General features: G+C 67.1%; 14 protein-coding genes. 3 read left to right on the top strand and 11 right to left on the bottom strand.

From position 1 onward, the window contains the following. The 3 genes from QOJ24_RS23140 to QOJ24_RS23130 form a co-directional block, all read right to left on the bottom strand. On the bottom strand, window positions 1-1,657 hold a 1,657-nt coding region (locus tag QOJ24_RS23140; protein ID WP_526265538.1), incomplete at its 3' end, for a flavin-containing monooxygenase. A 26-nt stretch (window positions 1,658-1,683) separates the two neighbouring features. Beyond that, window positions 1,684-3,066: a glutamate decarboxylase gene (gad, locus tag QOJ24_RS23135; RefSeq protein WP_526265536.1), complete on the bottom strand. Its 1,383-nt coding sequence runs from the start codon at window positions 3,064-3,066 to the stop codon at window positions 1,684-1,686. Between the two features lie 22 nt (window positions 3,067-3,088). After that, complete coding sequence (locus tag QOJ24_RS23130; protein WP_526265534.1) at window positions 3,089-4,510, bottom strand: NAD(P)H-hydrate dehydratase; 1,422 nt, start codon at window positions 4,508-4,510, stop codon at window positions 3,089-3,091. Between the two features lie 128 nt (window positions 4,511-4,638). On the opposite strand from QOJ24_RS23130, the gene QOJ24_RS23125 reads away from it, so the two are divergent. Beyond that, window positions 4,639-6,201 (top strand): Na+/H+ antiporter, encoded by a 1,563-nt coding sequence (locus QOJ24_RS23125; RefSeq protein WP_526265532.1) that lies wholly within the window; start codon window positions 4,639-4,641, stop codon window positions 6,199-6,201. A 12-nt stretch (window positions 6,202-6,213) separates the two neighbouring features. Here the strand turns inward: QOJ24_RS23125 and glmS are convergent, their stop codons facing one another. The 3 genes from glmS to QOJ24_RS23110 form a co-directional block, all read right to left on the bottom strand. Further along, window positions 6,214-8,082 (bottom strand): glutamine--fructose-6-phosphate transaminase (isomerizing), encoded by a 1,869-nt coding sequence (gene glmS, locus QOJ24_RS23120; RefSeq protein ID WP_526265530.1) that lies wholly within the window; start codon window positions 8,080-8,082, stop codon window positions 6,214-6,216. Between the two features lie 85 nt (window positions 8,083-8,167). Beyond that, a complete protein-coding gene (locus tag QOJ24_RS23115; protein ID WP_526265528.1) occupies window positions 8,168-8,464 on the bottom strand; it encodes a hypothetical protein in 297 nt (98 codons plus the stop codon). A gap of 65 nt (window positions 8,465-8,529) precedes the next feature. Further along, entirely contained in the window at window positions 8,530-9,120 is a 591-nt protein-coding gene (locus QOJ24_RS23110; RefSeq protein WP_526265526.1) for a diacylglycerol-binding protein, read from the bottom strand. A 49-nt stretch (window positions 9,121-9,169) separates the two neighbouring features. Here QOJ24_RS23110 and QOJ24_RS23105 point away from each other — a divergent pair, with 49 nt between their 5' ends. Continuing rightward, window positions 9,170-10,015 carry a dienelactone hydrolase family protein gene (locus QOJ24_RS23105; RefSeq protein WP_526265524.1) on the top strand — a complete coding sequence of 282 codons (846 nt, stop codon included), beginning with the start codon at window positions 9,170-9,172 and terminating at the stop codon, window positions 10,013-10,015. Window positions 10,016-10,025: 10 nt separating this feature from the next. Continuing rightward, a complete protein-coding gene (locus QOJ24_RS23100) occupies window positions 10,026-11,066 on the top strand; it encodes an LLM class F420-dependent oxidoreductase (RefSeq protein ID WP_526265522.1) in 1,041 nt (346 codons plus the stop codon). Window position 11,067: 1 nt separating this feature from the next. On the opposite strand, the gene QOJ24_RS23095 is transcribed toward QOJ24_RS23100, so the two are convergent. From QOJ24_RS23095 to glmM, 5 genes are all read right to left on the bottom strand, one after another. Continuing rightward, entirely contained in the window at window positions 11,068-12,693 is a 1,626-nt protein-coding gene (locus tag QOJ24_RS23095) for a thiamine pyrophosphate-dependent enzyme (RefSeq protein WP_526265520.1), read from the bottom strand. Window positions 12,694-12,710: 17 nt separating this feature from the next. Beyond that, a complete protein-coding gene (locus QOJ24_RS23090) occupies window positions 12,711-13,811 on the bottom strand; it encodes an FAD-dependent oxidoreductase (protein ID WP_526265518.1) in 1,101 nt (366 codons plus the stop codon). A gap of 118 nt (window positions 13,812-13,929) precedes the next feature. Next, the gene (locus tag QOJ24_RS23085; RefSeq protein ID WP_526265516.1) at window positions 13,930-15,366 is read right to left on the bottom strand and encodes a hypothetical protein; all 1,437 of its coding nucleotides are present in this window, start codon (window positions 15,364-15,366) and stop codon (window positions 13,930-13,932) included. Window positions 15,367-15,369: 3 nt separating this feature from the next. Continuing rightward, window positions 15,370-15,675, bottom strand: a complete 306-nt coding sequence (locus tag QOJ24_RS23080) for a type VII secretion target (protein ID WP_526265514.1) — start codon at window positions 15,673-15,675, stop codon at window positions 15,370-15,372. Between the two features lie 42 nt (window positions 15,676-15,717). Beyond that, the coding region (gene glmM, locus QOJ24_RS23075) for a phosphoglucosamine mutase (protein WP_526265512.1) at window positions 15,718-16,799 on the bottom strand (1,082 nt) is incomplete at its 5' end.

Below are 16,799 nucleotides of genomic sequence, written 5' to 3'. Positions count from 1 at the left end.
CGTTCGCCTGACCCTCCCGGTTGTAGTAGCCCGGTGTGCACGCTTTGGCCCGCTGCGCGCTGGCGGCGGACCGCTCCACGATGGTGTCGACCCAGGCAGTTTCGGCGTCGACGGACGCCTCCAGCCGTTCTATCCCACTGTTGAGCGCCCAGGCGATCACGCCGGCCGTATGGGTTGCCTGGACGTCGAGGAGGTAGGGGAAGTTCACGGTGAACCCGGACTGGGCGATGCTGAGCACGAAGCTGTTCGGGAAGCCGTTAACGCTGACGCCGTGCAGCGTGCGAACGCCGTCGACCCATTTCTCGGTGAGCGTGAGGCCGTCACGTCCGACCAGGTCGAACCCGGTGCGGCGCGAGTAGTCGGTGCCGACTTCGAATCCGGTTGCGAATATCAGGCAGTCAACGGGGTGTTCGGTGCCGTCGACGACGACGCCGCCCGGGGTGATCCGCTCGACGCCACGGCCCCGGGTGTCAACCAGCGTGACATTGTCGCGATTGAACGTCTGCAGGTATTCGTCGTGGAAGCAGGGTCGCTTGCAGAAGTAGCCGTACCAGGGCTTGAGCGCCTCGGCGGTGGCGCGGTCTGCCACGATCGAGTCGACGCGGCCGCGAATCTCCTCCATCTTGGCGAAGTCGGCGAGTTCGACTGCCCGCAAACGATCTTCGTCCGACATTCCCTCGACGCTGCGCTGCCGCATCACGAACAGTTTCTTGACGATGCTCGTCCAGGCGTCATTGACAAGGTCCTCGTCGGCTTCGCCGCCCGCAGTGAGCAGCTGGAAATTCTCGATGCGGTGGCGCTGCCAGCCGTTCTTCAGGTCTGCCGACCATTGCGGGTCGGTCGGTCGGTTGCCGCGTACGTCGACCGTCGACGGCGTGCGCTGGAACACGAAAAGCCGGCCCGCCGACCTACCGAGGTGCGGAACACACTGGATCGCGGTCGCGCCGGTGCCTATGATCCCGACCCGCTTGTCCGCGAGCTCGGCCAGGTCGTCTCCGGTATAGCTGTAGTCCCACCGGCTGGTGTGGAAGGCGCGCCCCCGGAAGTCCATGATCCCTTCGATGCCGGGAAGTTTCGGCTTCTGCAGGTACCCGTTGGCCATCGACACGAACCTCGCCCGGATAGCGTCACCGTGGTCGGTGGCGATGACCCATCGGGAGTCTGCGTCGTCCCAACGCATTTGGGTGACTTCGGTCTGCAGGCAGGCGTCGCGGTACAGGTCATAGTGTTCGGCGATGCGTCGGCAGTGCGCGAAGATCTCGTCGCCCTTGGCGTATTTCTCGGTCGGGATGTAGCCGAGCTCCTCGAGCAGCGGCAGGTAGACGTAGGACTCGACATCGCAGGCAATCCCCGGGTAGCGGTTCCAGTACCAGGTGCCACCCACGTCGGCCGCCTTGTCGATGAGCCGAATGTTCTGCACGCCCGACTCGCGCAGCCGGGCGCCGGTCAGCAGCCCCCCGAGCCCCGCGCCGATGATCGCGACGTCGACTTCGTCGTGCAACGGTGGCCGAGTGAAATCCGTTTCGCTCCATGGGTCTTCGGCGAATCCGGCGAATGGCCCTGCGACTTCGACATACTGCGCGATCCCGTCGGGCCGTAGCCGCCTGTCACGCTCTTCTGCGTACTTCTGACGCAGAGCATTTACGTCGAACGCCACATCAGGGTTGTGCACGGACGCACCCGTCAGTGCGCGAACGGCTGTAGTTCGTCGAAATGACCGTCGGGCTTGAGTTCATCGAGATGGGCCAGCGCGGTGATGGTGTCGTCGCGCAGCGCCCGCGCCAAGTTCATGGAGAACCCTTCGCGCACGACGACGCGCAGCACCGCGATGTCGGTGGCATTCTCCGGCATGGTGTACGCGGGCACCTGCCAGCCGTAGGACCGCAGCGCATGCGATACGTCGAACTCCGTGTAGCCCGGGTCGCCCTTCAGGCGGAAGCTGACCACCGGGATCGCCGACCCGTCGGAGATCAGCTCGAAGTGCTCGCTGTCGCGCAGTTGGTCACCCAGCCACCGGGAGGTCTGCGAAAGGCACCCCATCACCTGCGCGTACCCCTCCTTGCCCAGCCGTAGGAAGTTGTAGTACTGGCCGATCACCTGATTGCCCGGCCGGGAGAAGTTCAGCGTGAACGTGGGCATGTCGCCGCCGAGGTAGTTGACCCGGAAGACCAGGTCCTCGGGCAGGTGCTCGGGGCTGCGCCACACCACGAAGCCGATGCCGGGATAGGTCAGGCCATACTTGTGCCCGCTCACATTGATCGACACCACGCGCGGAAGCCGGAAGTCCCAGATGACATCCGGATGCAGGAACGGGACGACGAAGCCTCCGCTGGCCGCGTCGACGTGCACGGGTATGTCGAGTCCGCCGTCGGCGGCCAGTTTGTCCAGCGCCTCGCAGATCTCGCCGATCGGTTCCAGCTCACCGGTGAACGTGGTGCCAAGAATCGCGACCACGCCAATGGTGTCCTCGTCGATGTTCTCCAGCACCTGCTCTGGGGTGATGACGTAGCGGCCCTTCTCCATCGGCAGGTACCTCGGCTCGACGTCGAAGTAACGGCAGAACTTCTCCCACACCACCTGCACGTTGGAGCCCATCACCATGTTCGGCCTGCGCTTGCGCCAATCTTTGCCGACACGTTCACGCCACCGCCAACTCATCGCGAGACCGGCGAGCATCACTGCCTCGCTGGAGCCGACCGTGGAAACGCCTGTCGCGCTTGACGCGTCGTCATCGCGCAGACCTTCGGCGTGGAACAGGTCGGCAACCATCGCCACACAGCGGGCCTCGATGGCGGCGGTGGCGGGGTATTCGTCCTTGTCGATCATGTTCTTGTCGAACGTCTCGGCCATCAGCTTCTCGGCCTGCGGATCCATCCACGTCGTCACGAACGTCGCCAAGTTGAGCCGCGAGCTGCCGTCGAGCATCAGCTCGTCGTGGATGAAGCGGTACGCGGCATCGGGGTTCATGCTTTCGTCCGGCATCCGCAACGCCGGAATAGCCGCCATCGACATCCGACCGGTGTAGGCCGGAGCGATAACCGGTCCGCTGGAATGCTTGGGGGGCATGGAAAGTCCTCTCGTTGCTGGGCTATAGACGGGCGACTGCGGTGCGGACGTGCGCGAGGATGCGCGACGCGGACGTCGGGGCTGGGCGCGGGCCGGGGTCGACGGCCGAGAGGTTGGCGGCGCTTGCGTGCACGAACGCCGCGCAGGCCGCGGCTTCGCCTGCGGGGAGGCCAGCGGCAAGCAGAGCACCGATGATGCCGGACAGCACGTCGCCCGATCCCGCGGTGGCCGCCCACGACTGCCCGGCGGGGTGGACGTAGGCCAGACCGCCCGGTTCGGCGATGACGGTGATGTTGCCCTTCAGCAGCACGGTCGCCCCGAACTGGTCGGCCAGCCTGCGAGTGGCGGCGATGCGGTCGTCGCCCGGCGGCGACCCAGCCAGCCGCGCGAACTCCCCCGCGTGTGGCGTCAGCACCGTAGGCGCCTTTCGGTCGGCGAGCAGGTCGGGGTGCGCGGCGAGGATCGTCAACGCGTCGGCGTCGACGATCACCGGCAGGTTGGTGTCGAGCGCGAACCACAGCGCCGAGGCGCCGACGTCGTCGGTGCCGAGGCCAGGTCCGACGGCCCACGCCTGCACCCGGCCCGCACCAGAAGGGCTCGGCGATGCGATGACTTCTGGCCAATGCGAAAGCACTTGCTGCGCTGCACTTCCCGCGTAGCGCACCATCCCGGATGTGGCGGCCACCGCCGCGCCGGCGCACAGCACAGCCGCTCCCGGGTAGGTCGCCGAGCCGGCGAGGACGCCAGTGACGCCCTGGGTGTACTTGTCGTCCTTCGGCCCCGGCATGGGCCAGCGGGCGACGACATCGGAGGCGTCGAAACTCATGATGTCCGGCTGCGGTAGGTCCAGGCCGATGTCGACCAGTTCGACCCGGCCGCAGTCACCCAGCGCGTGCACGGGTTTGAGGCCACCGAACGTCACGGTCAGCGCGGCGTGTACGGCGGGCCCGCTGACCGCGCCGGTCTGCACGTCGACGCCACTGGGGATGTCGACGGCCACCACCGGTGTGCCCGCCTCGTCGACGGCGGCGAAAATCTCTGCGGCGGCCGGCCGCAACGGGCCGGTACCGGAGATGCCGACGACACCGTCGATCACCAGATCGGCTGTCGCAGGAACGCTGTGCACGACCCGGCCGCCCGCCTTGCGGAATGCCGCCAGCGCCTTGGGATGAGTGCGTTCGGGGTTGAGCAGGACGGCTGCCGCCGACGCGCCGCGGCGGCGCAGAAACGTCGCGGCCCACAGCGCGTCACCGCCGTTGTCGCCGGAGCCGACGACCGCGCAGACCGACCGGCCCGCGATACCGCCGGTCCGCACCAATAGTTCGCGGGCGATGGCAGTGGCCAGCCCGTTGGCGGCCCGCCGCATCAGCACACCGTCGGGCAGCGACGCCAGCAGCGGCGCCTCGGCTTCGCGGATCGCGTCAGCGGAGTAGTAGGACCGCATCAGCTCCCGCTCCGTTCGATTTGCCGCGCTGCGACGTGAATCACTACCAAGCTATATCCCCGACTGGTTCGCGCCGGTGAGAACGGGAATCCAACCTCCACCTATCGATGAGTTGGGAGAGTTGTCTGTTGGCTGCCTTGACGCTGCTGCTGGCGCTGCTGGCGGCGACGGTCGTACTGGCGCCGCTCGCCGAACGTATTGGGGTCCCCTACCCCGTCCTGCTGCTGACCTTCGGGCTGCTGCTCGCTTTCGTTCCCGGCCTGCCGCAACCGTCGGTCAATCCAGAGCTTCTCCTGCCCCTCGTCTTGCCGCCACTGCTGTTCGCGGCGGCGCGTCGAACATCGTGGCGCCAATTCCTGGATAACCGCAGACCGATCGGCCTATTAGCGGTCGCCTTGGTGGCGGTGACGGCCTTCGCCGTCGGCACGACATTGCAGGCGCTCGTCCCCGGTCTTCCGCTGATCGCCGCGGTCGCTCTCGGCGCGGCGGTCGCCCCGCCCGACCCAGTAGCCGCCACGGCGGTCGCCCAGAAACTGGGGCTGCCACAGCGGCTGCGCACGGTCCTGGAGGGCGAAGGGCTTTCCAACGACGCGACAGCCCTTGTGCTGTATGAAGTCGCCGTCGCGGCGGCGGTGACGGGCGCATTCTCGCCGTGGCGCGCCGGTGCAACGCTGGGGGTCGCGGTTGTGGCCGGCGTCGGGGTGGGTCTGGTCATCGCCGTCATCAGTCGGTTGCTATTGAAAAAGCTGCCCGCACATCCCGCCGGCAGCGCCCTGGTTCTGCTCATGCCATTCGCTGCCTACGCCGCCGCTGACGCCGTTCACGGCAGCGGCGTGCTGGCCGTAGTGACCGTTGCGCTTGCTCTGAGCCGGTACGGCGATGCCGAGTCCTCGAAGACCCGCCTGGTGTCGAGTACCACCTGGGAGGTCATCGAACTGCTGGTGACGGGCGTCGCTTTTGCGTTCGTCGGCCTCGAGTTGCGCGCGGTGGCCTCTGAAGTGGACGGCCAACTGGGCACGGTGATCGCTCAGGCGCTGATCGTGACGGCCGTGGTGATCGTCGTCCGCTTCCTGTGGATTTTCCTGGTCGCCACCATCGACGAGAAGGCTCGTCGCCGTCGCAACCCTGATCTGGCCGAACCCGTTGGCTGGCGGGAGATGACCGTCGCGTCGTGGGCCGGGATGCGCGGCGTGGTGACCTTGGTGGCCGTGCTGTCCCTGCCGCAGGAATTCCCGGAGCGCGACCGGCTGATCTTCGTCGCGTTCGTCGTCATCGCCGTCACGATGCTCCTGCAGGGTTTGACGCTGCCATGGCTGGTGCGGCGCCTCGACGTGAGTGCGTCCGACGACGAACGCAACGAGGCGGAACAAGCGCTGATCCGACGTGCCAGGCTGGCCGGCTTTGAACGCCTCGACGACATCCGCGAACGGGGCGACGTCGACGCGGAGGTAATAGAGCAGGCATCGGAAAACGCCGATCGGATGTGGCACTCGATCGGATTCGCACCCGACGGTCCTAAGGACGGCGCGAACGGCGCTGGAGATGCGTCCACGCTCAACGCAGTGAAGGACGAGATGTTGGCGGCCGCAAGAGAGGCGGTCGTCGAGGGCCGCACCGAGTCCGGAACTGATCCCATCATCGCCGACCGGGTATTGCGCAGGCTGGACGCCCGCGGCAGCCAGCCCGAGTAAGGGCTGCCGCGGCTACTCGACAGTGACGGACTTCGCCAGGTTGCGCGGCTTGTCCACGTCGTAACCGCGGGCCTGCGCGACACCGGCGGCGAACACCTGCAGCGGAATCGTCGAGAGCAGTGGCTGCAAAAGCGTTGACACCGCCGGGATTTCGATCAGGTGGTCGGCGTACGGCCGGACCGTGTCGTCGCCCTCCTCGGCGATCACGATGGTGATCGCGCCGCGGGCCTGGATCTCGCGGATGTTGCTCAGGAGTTTGGAGTGCAGCACCGCCGCGCTCTTCGGCGACGGCATGACGACGATGACCGGCAGGCCGTCCTCGATCAGGGCGATCGGACCGTGCTTGAGCTCGCCCGCCGCAAAACCCTCTGCGTGCATGTACGCCAGTTCCTTGAGCTTCAACGCGCCCTCGAGTGCGACGGGATAGCCGACGTGACGCCCGAGGAACAGCACGGTCTGCGACCTGGCGAACCGATGGGCCAGGTCTGTGACCGGCTCCACGTTGGCCAGCACCCGCTTCACCAGCTCGGGCATCGCCTCCAGCTCGCGGAACTCGCGCTCCACCTCGTCGGGGTACTTGGTGCCGCGGGCCTGCGCGAGCGCCAGACCGACGAGGTAATTGGCGGCGATCTGGGCGAGGAAGGTCTTGGTCGACGCGACCCCGATCTCCGGGCCCGCGCGGGTGTAGAGCACCGCGTCGCACTCGCGCGGGATTTGGCTGCCGTTGGTGTTGCAGATCGCCAGCACCTTCGCCTTCTGCTCCTTGGCGTGCCGCACGGCCTCGAGCGTGTCGGCGGTCTCGCCGGACTGAGAGATCGCGATGACGAGCGTGCTGCGGTCAAGCACCGGGTCGCGGTAGCGGAACTCGCTGGCGAGCTCGACCTCGACCGGCAGCCGGGTCCAGTGCTCGATGGCGTACTTGGCCAGTAGTCCGGAGTGGTAAGCGGTGCCGCAGGCGACGATGAAGACCTTGTCGATCTCGCGCAGTTCCTGGTCGGACAGCCGCTGCTCGTCGAGCACGATGCGGCCGTCGACGAAATGCCCGAGCAGGGTGTCGGCGACAGCGGCGGGCTGCTCGGCGATCTCCTTGAGCATGAAGTACTCGAAGCCGCCCTTCTCGGCGGCCGAGAGATCCCAGTCGATATGGAACTCACGCGCATTCGCGGCGTCGTCCTCGCCGTGGAAGTCGGTGATCCGGTAGCCGTCCGCGGTGATGACGACGGCCTGATCCTGGCCGAGTTCGACAGCGTCGCGGGTGTGTTCGATGAACGCGGCGACGTCGGAGCCGAGGAACATCTCGCCGTCACCGATGCCCACAACCAGCGGAGTCGACCGACGTGCGGCGACGATCGTGCCGGGATCGTCGGCGTTGGCGAACACCAGCGTGAAGTGACCCTCCAGCCGTGGCAGCACCGCCATCACGGAGCCGACGAAATCCCCCGCGGTCGGGCCGTGGTGGTACTGCCAGGAGACCAGGTGGACAGCGACCTCGGTGTCGGTGTCGCTGGCGAACTCGACGCCGGTGGCCTCGAGTTCGACTCGCAGATCCGCGTAGTTCTCGATGATGCCGTTGTGAACGACCGCGATCTTCCCCGACTTGTCGCGGTGCGGGTGAGCGTTTCGGTCGGTCGGCCTGCCATGGGTCGCCCACCGGGTGTGGCCGAGGCCGGTGCTGCCCGCAAGGCTTGCGGCGTCGGCCTCGGCCAGCGCTGCTTCCAGGTTGGCCAGACGCCCGGCCCGTCGGCGCACGGTGAGCCCACCGACGCCGTCGAGCAGGGCCACGCCGGAGGAGTCGTAACCGCGGTACTCCATCCGGCGCAGCGCGTCGACGACGACCCCGCGAGCGTCCCGCGTCCCGACGTAGCCGACGATTCCACACATAGGTACCAAGCGTAGACGACTACCCAGCTAACTGCATATCCTTCGACATTTTACCGGTGTACTGCGCTTTGTACCTATACAGTCCCTAAGCGCAAACCTGGACGAAGCCGAGGGGCCCGCTCAGGCACGGCGGACGAGGTGGGCCGTAGTTGTTCCAGCCGCCGTAGTTGTAGCCGCCGTCCCACGCGGGGGGTGGTGGAGGCGGCGGCGGGCCGGGTCGCCAGGGGCCAGGGCCCGAGCCGGGGCCCCCCTCCGCAAAGCCGGCCTGCGCAGCGGGTGAAGGGGCCGCATTCGCCGTGCCCGCACCGATACCCACTCCCGCGACCCCGATTGCGCCCGCGATGCCGAGACCCACCGCGAAGTTCATCAGTTTCTTCGTCATAAGTACCCCAAAGTCGTTATCAGACATCATGACTCGTTCCCGACCGGTATCGACGCTACGCCGACCTACATGTGTGGAGGCTGTGCAGGAGTTAGGTATCTCGACCGCACCCCGATCTCGGCGAGGAGGGCGACAACGAGCCCGTAGGCGAAGTACAGCGCGGGCAGCCATGGGGCCACACCGAACAGCGCGTCGGAGTCCTCGGCGTAGCGGGCCAGGCCCGCCGCGGCGACCGCAGCCTCTACGGCAGGTCCGATGACGGCGACCAGCGCGCCGCACAACGCACCCCCCCGATCGCCGAGCGCGCACCACGTGATCGCGGCAAGCGCGTAGATGAGCACATTGGCCGACACCGCGGGCGCGGTGTGCACCAACGCCGTCGTGACGTAGATGCCCATGACCGCGGCGACGCCTGCCAGCCCATGCCGCGCAGTCACGGCCGCACGCAGATCCGGTAGTCGCAGCCGCAACTCAGCGATCGCGACCGTCGCCACCGCGACAAGCGTCGGGAACCAGACCGGGCTGCTCCATACAAACGGAACCGCGGAGGACAGGTATTCGGTGGTGCCGGTGGCGACGTGGCTGTGGTCCCCGACGAGCGACGCGACCGCGCCCAGCGCGAGGAGGACGAGCGCGACAGGCCAGCGCAACTTCACACGGTGGACCCTAGCGCCGCAACCGCGGCGCCTGGGCTACGGTCGTCAGGTGGCCAGCACCAAGAAGCTTTTCGCCGCATTGAAACGGCGCGGGCCCCATCGTGTGCTGCGCGGCGACTTGGCTTTCGCCGGAATGCCCGGCGTGGTGTACACCCCGGAGTCCGGGTTCAACCTTCCCGGTGTCGCGTTCGCGCACGAATGGGTGGCGGGAGCCGAGCGTTACGAGGGGACCCTCGAGCACTTGGCTTCATGGGGCATCGTCGCGGCCGCGCCCGACACCGAGAAGGGCATCGCGCCGTCGGTGCTCAACCTCGCGTTCGACCTGGGCACCACGCTGGACATCATCTCCGGAGTCCGCCTTGGCGTCGGGAAGATCAGCGTGCATCCCGCCAAGCTCGGCATCGTCGGCCACGGCTTCGGCGCGTCGACCGCGGTGTTCGCCGCTGCGGGCATGCCCGCGAAGCCCAAAGCCGTTGTTGCGGCGTTCCCCACGGTGACCAAGCCGCGCGCCGAGGAAGCCGCCGCAGCGTTGACGGTGCCCGGCCTGATCCTGACCGACCCGGGCGACCCGATGTCTTTGCGATCGAACGCGGTCGAGTTGGCCCGGGTGTGGGAGACAGCGACGCTGCGCGCCGTGCCGAAAGCCAAGGCGGGCGGGCTGATCGAGGGCCGCCGCCTTGCACGGGTCGTCGGCCTGCCCGGCGCCGACCGCGGCACGCAGAAGATGGTGCGGGCGCTGATGACCGGCTTCCTGCTGAACGTGCTGACCGGTGACAAGACCTACCGCGACTTCTCCGATCCCGAGATAGACCTGCCCAAGGCGGCGACGATGGATCCCTTCTCCGACGACCCCGTTGACCTGGAGAACAAGGTCGTCGCGCTGTTGAAGCCTTAAGGAGGCCGCCATGCGGACAGGAATCTTCCTCAACTACGCCGGCGGTTTCCTGGAAGCCGTCGACGAGGTCGTGGAGCTGGAGAAAGTCGGCGTCGACATCGCGCTGGTAGCCGAGGCGTACTCCTTCGACGCGGTCAGCCAATTGGGGTTTCTGGCGGCCAAGACGTCCCGGATCGAACTGGGCTCCGGCGTCGTGCCGATTTACACGCGAACCCCGTCGCTGTTGGCGATGACGGCCGCCGGGCTGGATTACGTGTCCGACGGCCGGTTCCGGCTGGGCATCGGGACGTCGGGGCCGCAGGTGGTGGAGGGCTTCCATGGCGTTCCGTTCGATGCGCCGCTCGGCCGCACCCGCGAAGTCGTCGAGATCTGCAGACAGGTGTGGCGCCGGGAAAACGTGAAGTTCGACGGCAAGCACTACCAGCTACCGCTGCCCCACGATCGCGGCACCGGACTCGGCAAGCCGCTGCATCTCATCAATCACCCTGTCCGCGAACGTATTCCGATTACGATCGCATCCCTCGGTCCGAAGAATGTGGAGCTGACCGCAGAGATCGCGGAGGGCTGGCAACCGGTGTTCTTCTATCCGGAGAAGGTCGACGATGCCTGGGGTGACTCGCTGCGGTCAGGTATGGCCAAACGCGATCCGGAGCTCGGGCCGCTCGACGTCATGGTCAGCGCCACCCTGGCCATCGGCGACGACGTGCAAGAGCGGCTGGCGTGGGCGAAACCGCAACTGGCGCTGTACATCGGCGGCATGGGCGCTCGCGGCAAGAATTTTTACCACAACTTGGCGACCCGCTACGGGTTCGGCGAAGTGGCCGACCACATCCAGGATCTCTACCTGGCAGGCAAGAAGGCCGAGGCGATCGACGCGGTGCCCGACGACTTGGTGCGACACGTATCGCTCATCGGGCCAACGGGTTTCGTCAAGGAACGCGTTGCCGCCTACGCGGAAGCCGGCGTGACGACCCTGCTGGTGCATCCGCTGACAGGCGACCGGCGCGAATCGGTGCGCTTCGTCGAAGAGCTGCAGGGGCTGCTGCCGTAGCTCACTCCATCTCGGTGGGCAGCCCGCGCGGTGGCACCTGCGCAACGATCAGGCTCGGCCCCGGATTGGCCTTGGCGGCAGCAAGTTCGGAGTCCAGCGCCACCGCGGTGTCGACGATTTTCGCGAACTGCACGCCGACACTGTTGGCGAACTTGACGAAGTCCCACTGGCCGATGCTCGCGTAGGGACGGGCGGGGGTGTTGCTGTTCGTGGTGAAGTAGCTGCGGTCAAGCAGGAACTGTTCGAAACCGTAGATGCCGTTGACGATCAATACGACGATCGGGTTGCGTCCATAGCGCGCCATCGTCGACAGCGCTTCGGCGGTCATCTGGAATCCGCCGTCGCCGCAGATGACGAGGGGACGCCTGGGCGAGCCGAACGACGCGCCGACCGCAGCGGCGACCGAATGGCCGATCGACGCCCACACCGCATCGCACAGGAAGGCGTCTCTGCCTTTCACGGGCAGGTTCGCTGCGGCGTACGTGCCGAGGAAGGTGTCTGGAATGGTGATCAGTGTCTCGTCCAACGCATTACCGACGCGCTGGAAGACCTGCTTGTAGGTCAGCGTGCCCACAGCGGCCGGTGAAACCGACGGCACCGCACCGGCGGGAACGTTCGCAGGCGGCTGTTCGGCGGCCTTGATTTGCATGGCTTCCACCAGCGCCCGGATCTCGGCATTCTGTTTGGGCTGGCTCCCTATCCGCACCTTGCCGTCGTACACCGCGACCATGCTGGTGAACTTCTGGGCGACCAGCGGCGCGAAGCTGTTGGGGTAGACGCAGCCGAGAGTCACCAACAGGTCTGCTGATTCGACCTGGGTACGAATGGCCTGCGGCACATACGGCGGGTCGTAGACACCGATCCATCCCGCGCCCGTTTCGGCGAGCGTGGACTTCGACAGCATGTCGCTGGCCCACCGGACACCGAGCTTGGCAATCAGATCTGCGACCGCGTCGGCCAGGCCGTAGCGTGCCACCTCGGTTCCGATCAGAAGTACCGGCTTCTGCGCGCCGCGAATCAGGCCCACAATCGTTGCGGCAAGCTGTGTTTCGGTGCCGGCAGCAGGCACACTCGACGTCAGCGGCGGACCGGGGTCGGCACAGGTCTGAGACCACAGATCCATGGCGATCTCGATGTACACCGGACGCTTGGATGTCAGCGCCGCGGTGATCGCCCCGTCGACGGCGGCAGGCACCGCATCCTTCGTGGCGGCACGCACCGTTTTCGCGGTGACGAGCCCGAACGCGTCGAGTTCGGCGTTGGCGCGGCCGGTCGAATGCGAGTAGAGGATGTCACGCTGAGCCAGATCGGCGAGGTGGCCTGCGGTCGGCCCGCCGTTGATGACCACCACGGGGCTGCGCTCGACAAAGGCTCCGCCGATGGCGTTGATGAGGCTCAACGTCCCGACTCCATTGGCTACCGAGACCGCGGCCAGTCCCCTGGTCCGCGCGTATCCGTCTGCGGCATAACCGGCTTCGAGATCGCTCGCGGTCACCACCGGCGTAATGGCGTGGGCGGGTGCCCGGTCGAATAGCGCCGCGCAGTACAGCGCGGGCACCCCGAACAGATGGGTGACGCCCTGCTCCTTCAGCCGTGTCAGCACGTAGTCGACGACGGTGACTGCCATCGTGCCCTCCCCTGCGTTCACACGTTCAGACCGGGCTGCGCCTGGTCATTGGGCAGTACCGGATCGTAGGTCGCGGCGTGGTCGGGATGGTTGATGTGGATGTCGGGCATCGGGACGGCGGGCACCACTCCGAAGTGCGACGCCATGTACTTCAGGATGTCCTTGCACACGGTCTGGGAGGGTGTTTCGTCGGAGAGGTCGGGTTCGTATGTCCCGCCGATGACGACGTGGTCGGACCGTGGGAACAGATATCCGTCGCCGCTGTAGAGGTAGTTCAGGTTCTGTTGTGTCGGCAGCATGGCCAGCTGTCCCTTGATCGGCTGCATCGCAGTGTCGTTCATCAGCTTCTCGGCGCCCGTCCCCGTGCAGTTGACGATGATGTTCTCGCTCAGTGACGTGAGCACGTCGGCGCGATTGACGAAGTGGCGGTCGACGAATGTCACCCCGCGGTCCCGCAGATCGCACTCCAGCCGTGCCAGGAAGACCGGCGGCTCGATCAACAGCGTGTGATATTCGTACCCCGGGATCGAGTGGCCCTGGAAAGGCATGCGCGCCAGAGGGATCGGTTCGGGTATCAGGCCGGGGCATAGCTGCAGCACGATATCGAAGTTCTTGGTGCGCTCGTGGGTGTAGTTAGAGCGCTCGTAGACGCCGAAACTCGGACCGAGTTGAGTCGTGAACCGCATATAGGAGTCGGTGAGAATCTTCTTCAGTTCTTGGGGTCGACTGTATTCGACGACCGAGACCGCCCACTGCCCACCGGCCTTGTGCGACGTGGTGTCGATCGGCTGACGGTCTGCGTAGATGGTCACCGTGAGGCCCAGATCGCTCAACAGTGTCGCTGCGGTCAGGCCCATGACGCCTGCACCGAGCACTGCCGCCGCCGTGTCGTGAGACGTCGCGATGCGGCCGGCGACGATGTCGTGCACCTGCTGTGCGCAGCCCCAGCTCAGGGTGATCCCCGCGCCGCCGTGGCCATAGTTGTGTACCAGGAACTTTCCACCTGCCACCTCGTGACCGAGCATGTACGAATCGCGGCGATAAGGCCGCACGCCGGCGATGCACGCGCCAGGCGCGGCCGAATCGAATGTGAAGTCGGGCGTGGGAAGGTCGGTCACGGGTGGCATGTGTCCTCCAGCGCTTCGCATCGGTAGGCGCGGGTTGTCGTCAGATTGCAGCGTAGGCACGGACACCGGTGCTGGACACGCGTACGGCACTACTCGAGTAATGGAGTTGTCACGGCCCTGCCTGGGGCAGCTGGTCGGCGGCGATCTCGCACGGCGTCTCGGCTCCAATCGCCTCGGCACTGGGCGGCGGTTCCACCATCGGGGGCGGCGGCATCGGCTCCGGCGGCGGCGTCGCGACCGGTTCGGCTACGGGTGCCTCGGCGACGGAATCATCTGCGCACGTGTCGTCGGACTCATCGGCGGCTTCGTCAGCACCAGCGAGATCGTCTGCCTCGTCGGCCTCTTCATCGTCGGCCTCGTCATCGTCTGCCTCTTCATCGTGGGCCTCGTCGTCGACGGCGGGCTCATCGTCATCGACGGCCGACTCGTCGTCTTCGACGCCCGGCGGCCCGTCGTCGGTGGCCGCGTTCTCCAGCTGCTGCGGATCCGGAAGCGCTTCGTCGGGACGGTTGACGAGACCGCCGATTGCGTCGGCGAGTTGGGTACCGAGCCCGGCGAGCCCACCTGCGGCGCCCGGCAATCCACCACCGAGCTCACCGGTAGACGGCATCGGAGGCATCGTCGGCAGCCCAGAACTCGGAGGAGCGGCAGGCGCAGGCGCTGCGGCTGCGGGGACCGGCGCGGCGAGCGGTTCCGCCGCCGGTATCCCGGCCGTCGGAGCAACCGGCGGAGGACCGGCAGGCGCGGGACCCTGGACTACCGCGGCAGGAGACGGGCTGGTCCACGCCGCAGGCGCAGTGCCCGCCACCTCGACCGGTGGGGCACCGCTTGGCGACGACGGTATCGACGCGGGGCCGAGATCGCCCGGCACCTCGAACGGCGTAACGGCATCGCCCGTCAGCACGCTGGTCGCATCATCGAATGCAGCGGAAGCGGCAGCCATGGTTTGCTGCATCGCTGCCAGCCATTCAGCCCGAATGTCGTTGTCCACGAACGGCTTGACTTTCTGGTCGACGAGTTCGCTCGCGACGACGCGGTCGCCGGCTCCCGTGGTCACCGTGCGCGTCGCGGACAGCCACTCTGCCCGCTCGGTCTGGCGGCGCCCCTCGATCTCCACTGCGGCGCCGACCTTGGCGTCGACTGCGTGCCACAGCTCGTCGCGCAGTGCGGCGAGCGCGTCCGCCGCATCGCGCACCGCCGATGCCGCGGACGCGGACGCTTCGGCGTGCCGGGCCAGGAACGCCCGCGAGGCATCGGCACCGCGGCCTTGCCACACCCCGGCCAGCGCGTCGGCCTGCTCTTCCTGCAGCCGTCGCGCGCTGTCCGTCGCGGTTGCCGCCGCATCCAGAGCCGCGCGATCGGCCTCCAGCGCCCGCAGGTCCAGACCGTCCTCGCTGCCGTACCAGTCGCGCACCTGTGCGGCGTGCAGCGTGAGATCTGGATTCTGGTAGCCGACCAGATGACAGGCCCACACATACTCACCGATGGTGTCGACGGCGGAACGGCCATCACCCAGCCGCGCGGGGACGTCGAGCGATTCAGCCATGGCTCAACCGATCCGTCGGGCGCCGCGGTCGTCGACGTCGACGTATCGATCTGCACACGAACGCAGTTCGGCGGCGATCTCGGTTGCCGCGCGCGTCCATTGGTGCAGCCGGTTCACCAGCTCATTGAGCGCCACGCGGAGTGCGTCGCCTTGGGCCGCATGCATGCGGCCGGCGACCGCCCCGTCGAACCGCAGACCGGTCAGATGAGTTCGAATGGCGGCGTCGACGATGTCGGACGCCGTGTCGTATTGGCGGGCGACGTCGAGCACCGCCGCGACATCGACACGCGCGGTGTCAGGTTCTCCCACACAGACTACGACGTCGGCGTAACGCTTGCGGTTCCGCCCGTTTCAGCGTTGTTCGCTGACCGATTCGGCGACACGGATGGCCAATTGGCGGGCGGTGTCCTCGTCGGCGGCTTCCACCATCACCCGCACCATCTGCTCGGTCCCGGAGGGCCGCAACAGAATTCGGCCGGTGTCGCCCAGCTCGGCTTCGGCTTTAGCGACGGCCGTGCGTACCGACGGAGCATCGGCGACGGTGGCCTTGTCGTTGACCTCCACATTGATCAGCACCTGCGGTAGCTGCTGCATGGTCGACGCCAGCTGGGCCAGCGACGAGCGGGTCTGCGCCATCCTCGACATCAGCTTCAGCCCGGTGACGATGCCGTCGCCGGTGGTACCCAATGCGGGCATGACGATGTGGCCGGACTGCTCGCCGCCGAGCGAGTAGTTCCCCGCCCGCATCTCTTCGAGCACATAGCGGTCGCCGACACCGGTGGTGCGGACCTCGATACCCGCCGAGCGCATCGCAAGGTGCAGGCCGAGGTTGCTCATCACGGTCGTCACGAGCGTGTTGGATGCCAGCTCGCCTGACTCGCGCATCGCCAGCGCGAGGATCACCATGATGGCGTCGCCGTCGATGATGTTGCCGTCGGCATCGACGGCCAGGCAGCGGTCGGCGTCGCCGTCATGGGCCAGGCCGAGATGGGCGCCGCGGGATACCACCGTCTGCTGCAGCGTCTCCATATGGGTGGAGCCGCAGCCGTCGTTGATGTTCAGCCCGTTAGGTTCCGCGTTGATCGCGATGACGTTCGCGCCCGCGGCCCGATATGCCCGCGGCGCGGCCGTCGACGCGGCGCCGTTGGCGCAGTCGACAACGACGGTCAGCTGATCCAGACGGGTGGTCAGCGCCTTGCCCGCGTGGCGCAGGTATCGGTCGAGTGCGTCGTCGGCGTCGACGACACGACCAATGGCCGCGCCAACCGGGCGTTCTCCCGGTCCGGCGGCGAGCAGTTCTTCGATACGGTCCTCGGTGGCGTCGTCGAGCTTGTGCCCGCCCGCGCCGAAGATCTTGATGCCGTTGTCGGGCATCGGGTTGTGAGAGGCCGAAATCATCACGCCGAATTCGGCGTCGTAGGCGTGGGTCAGGT

It is taken from the genome of Mycobacterium sp. (genome assembly GCF_032159775.1).
Classification (GTDB): Bacteria; Actinomycetota; Actinomycetes; order Mycobacteriales; family Mycobacteriaceae; genus Mycobacterium.
Note: the sequence above shows the minus strand (reverse complement) of the source record. Positions and strands in the feature narration are given on the sequence as shown.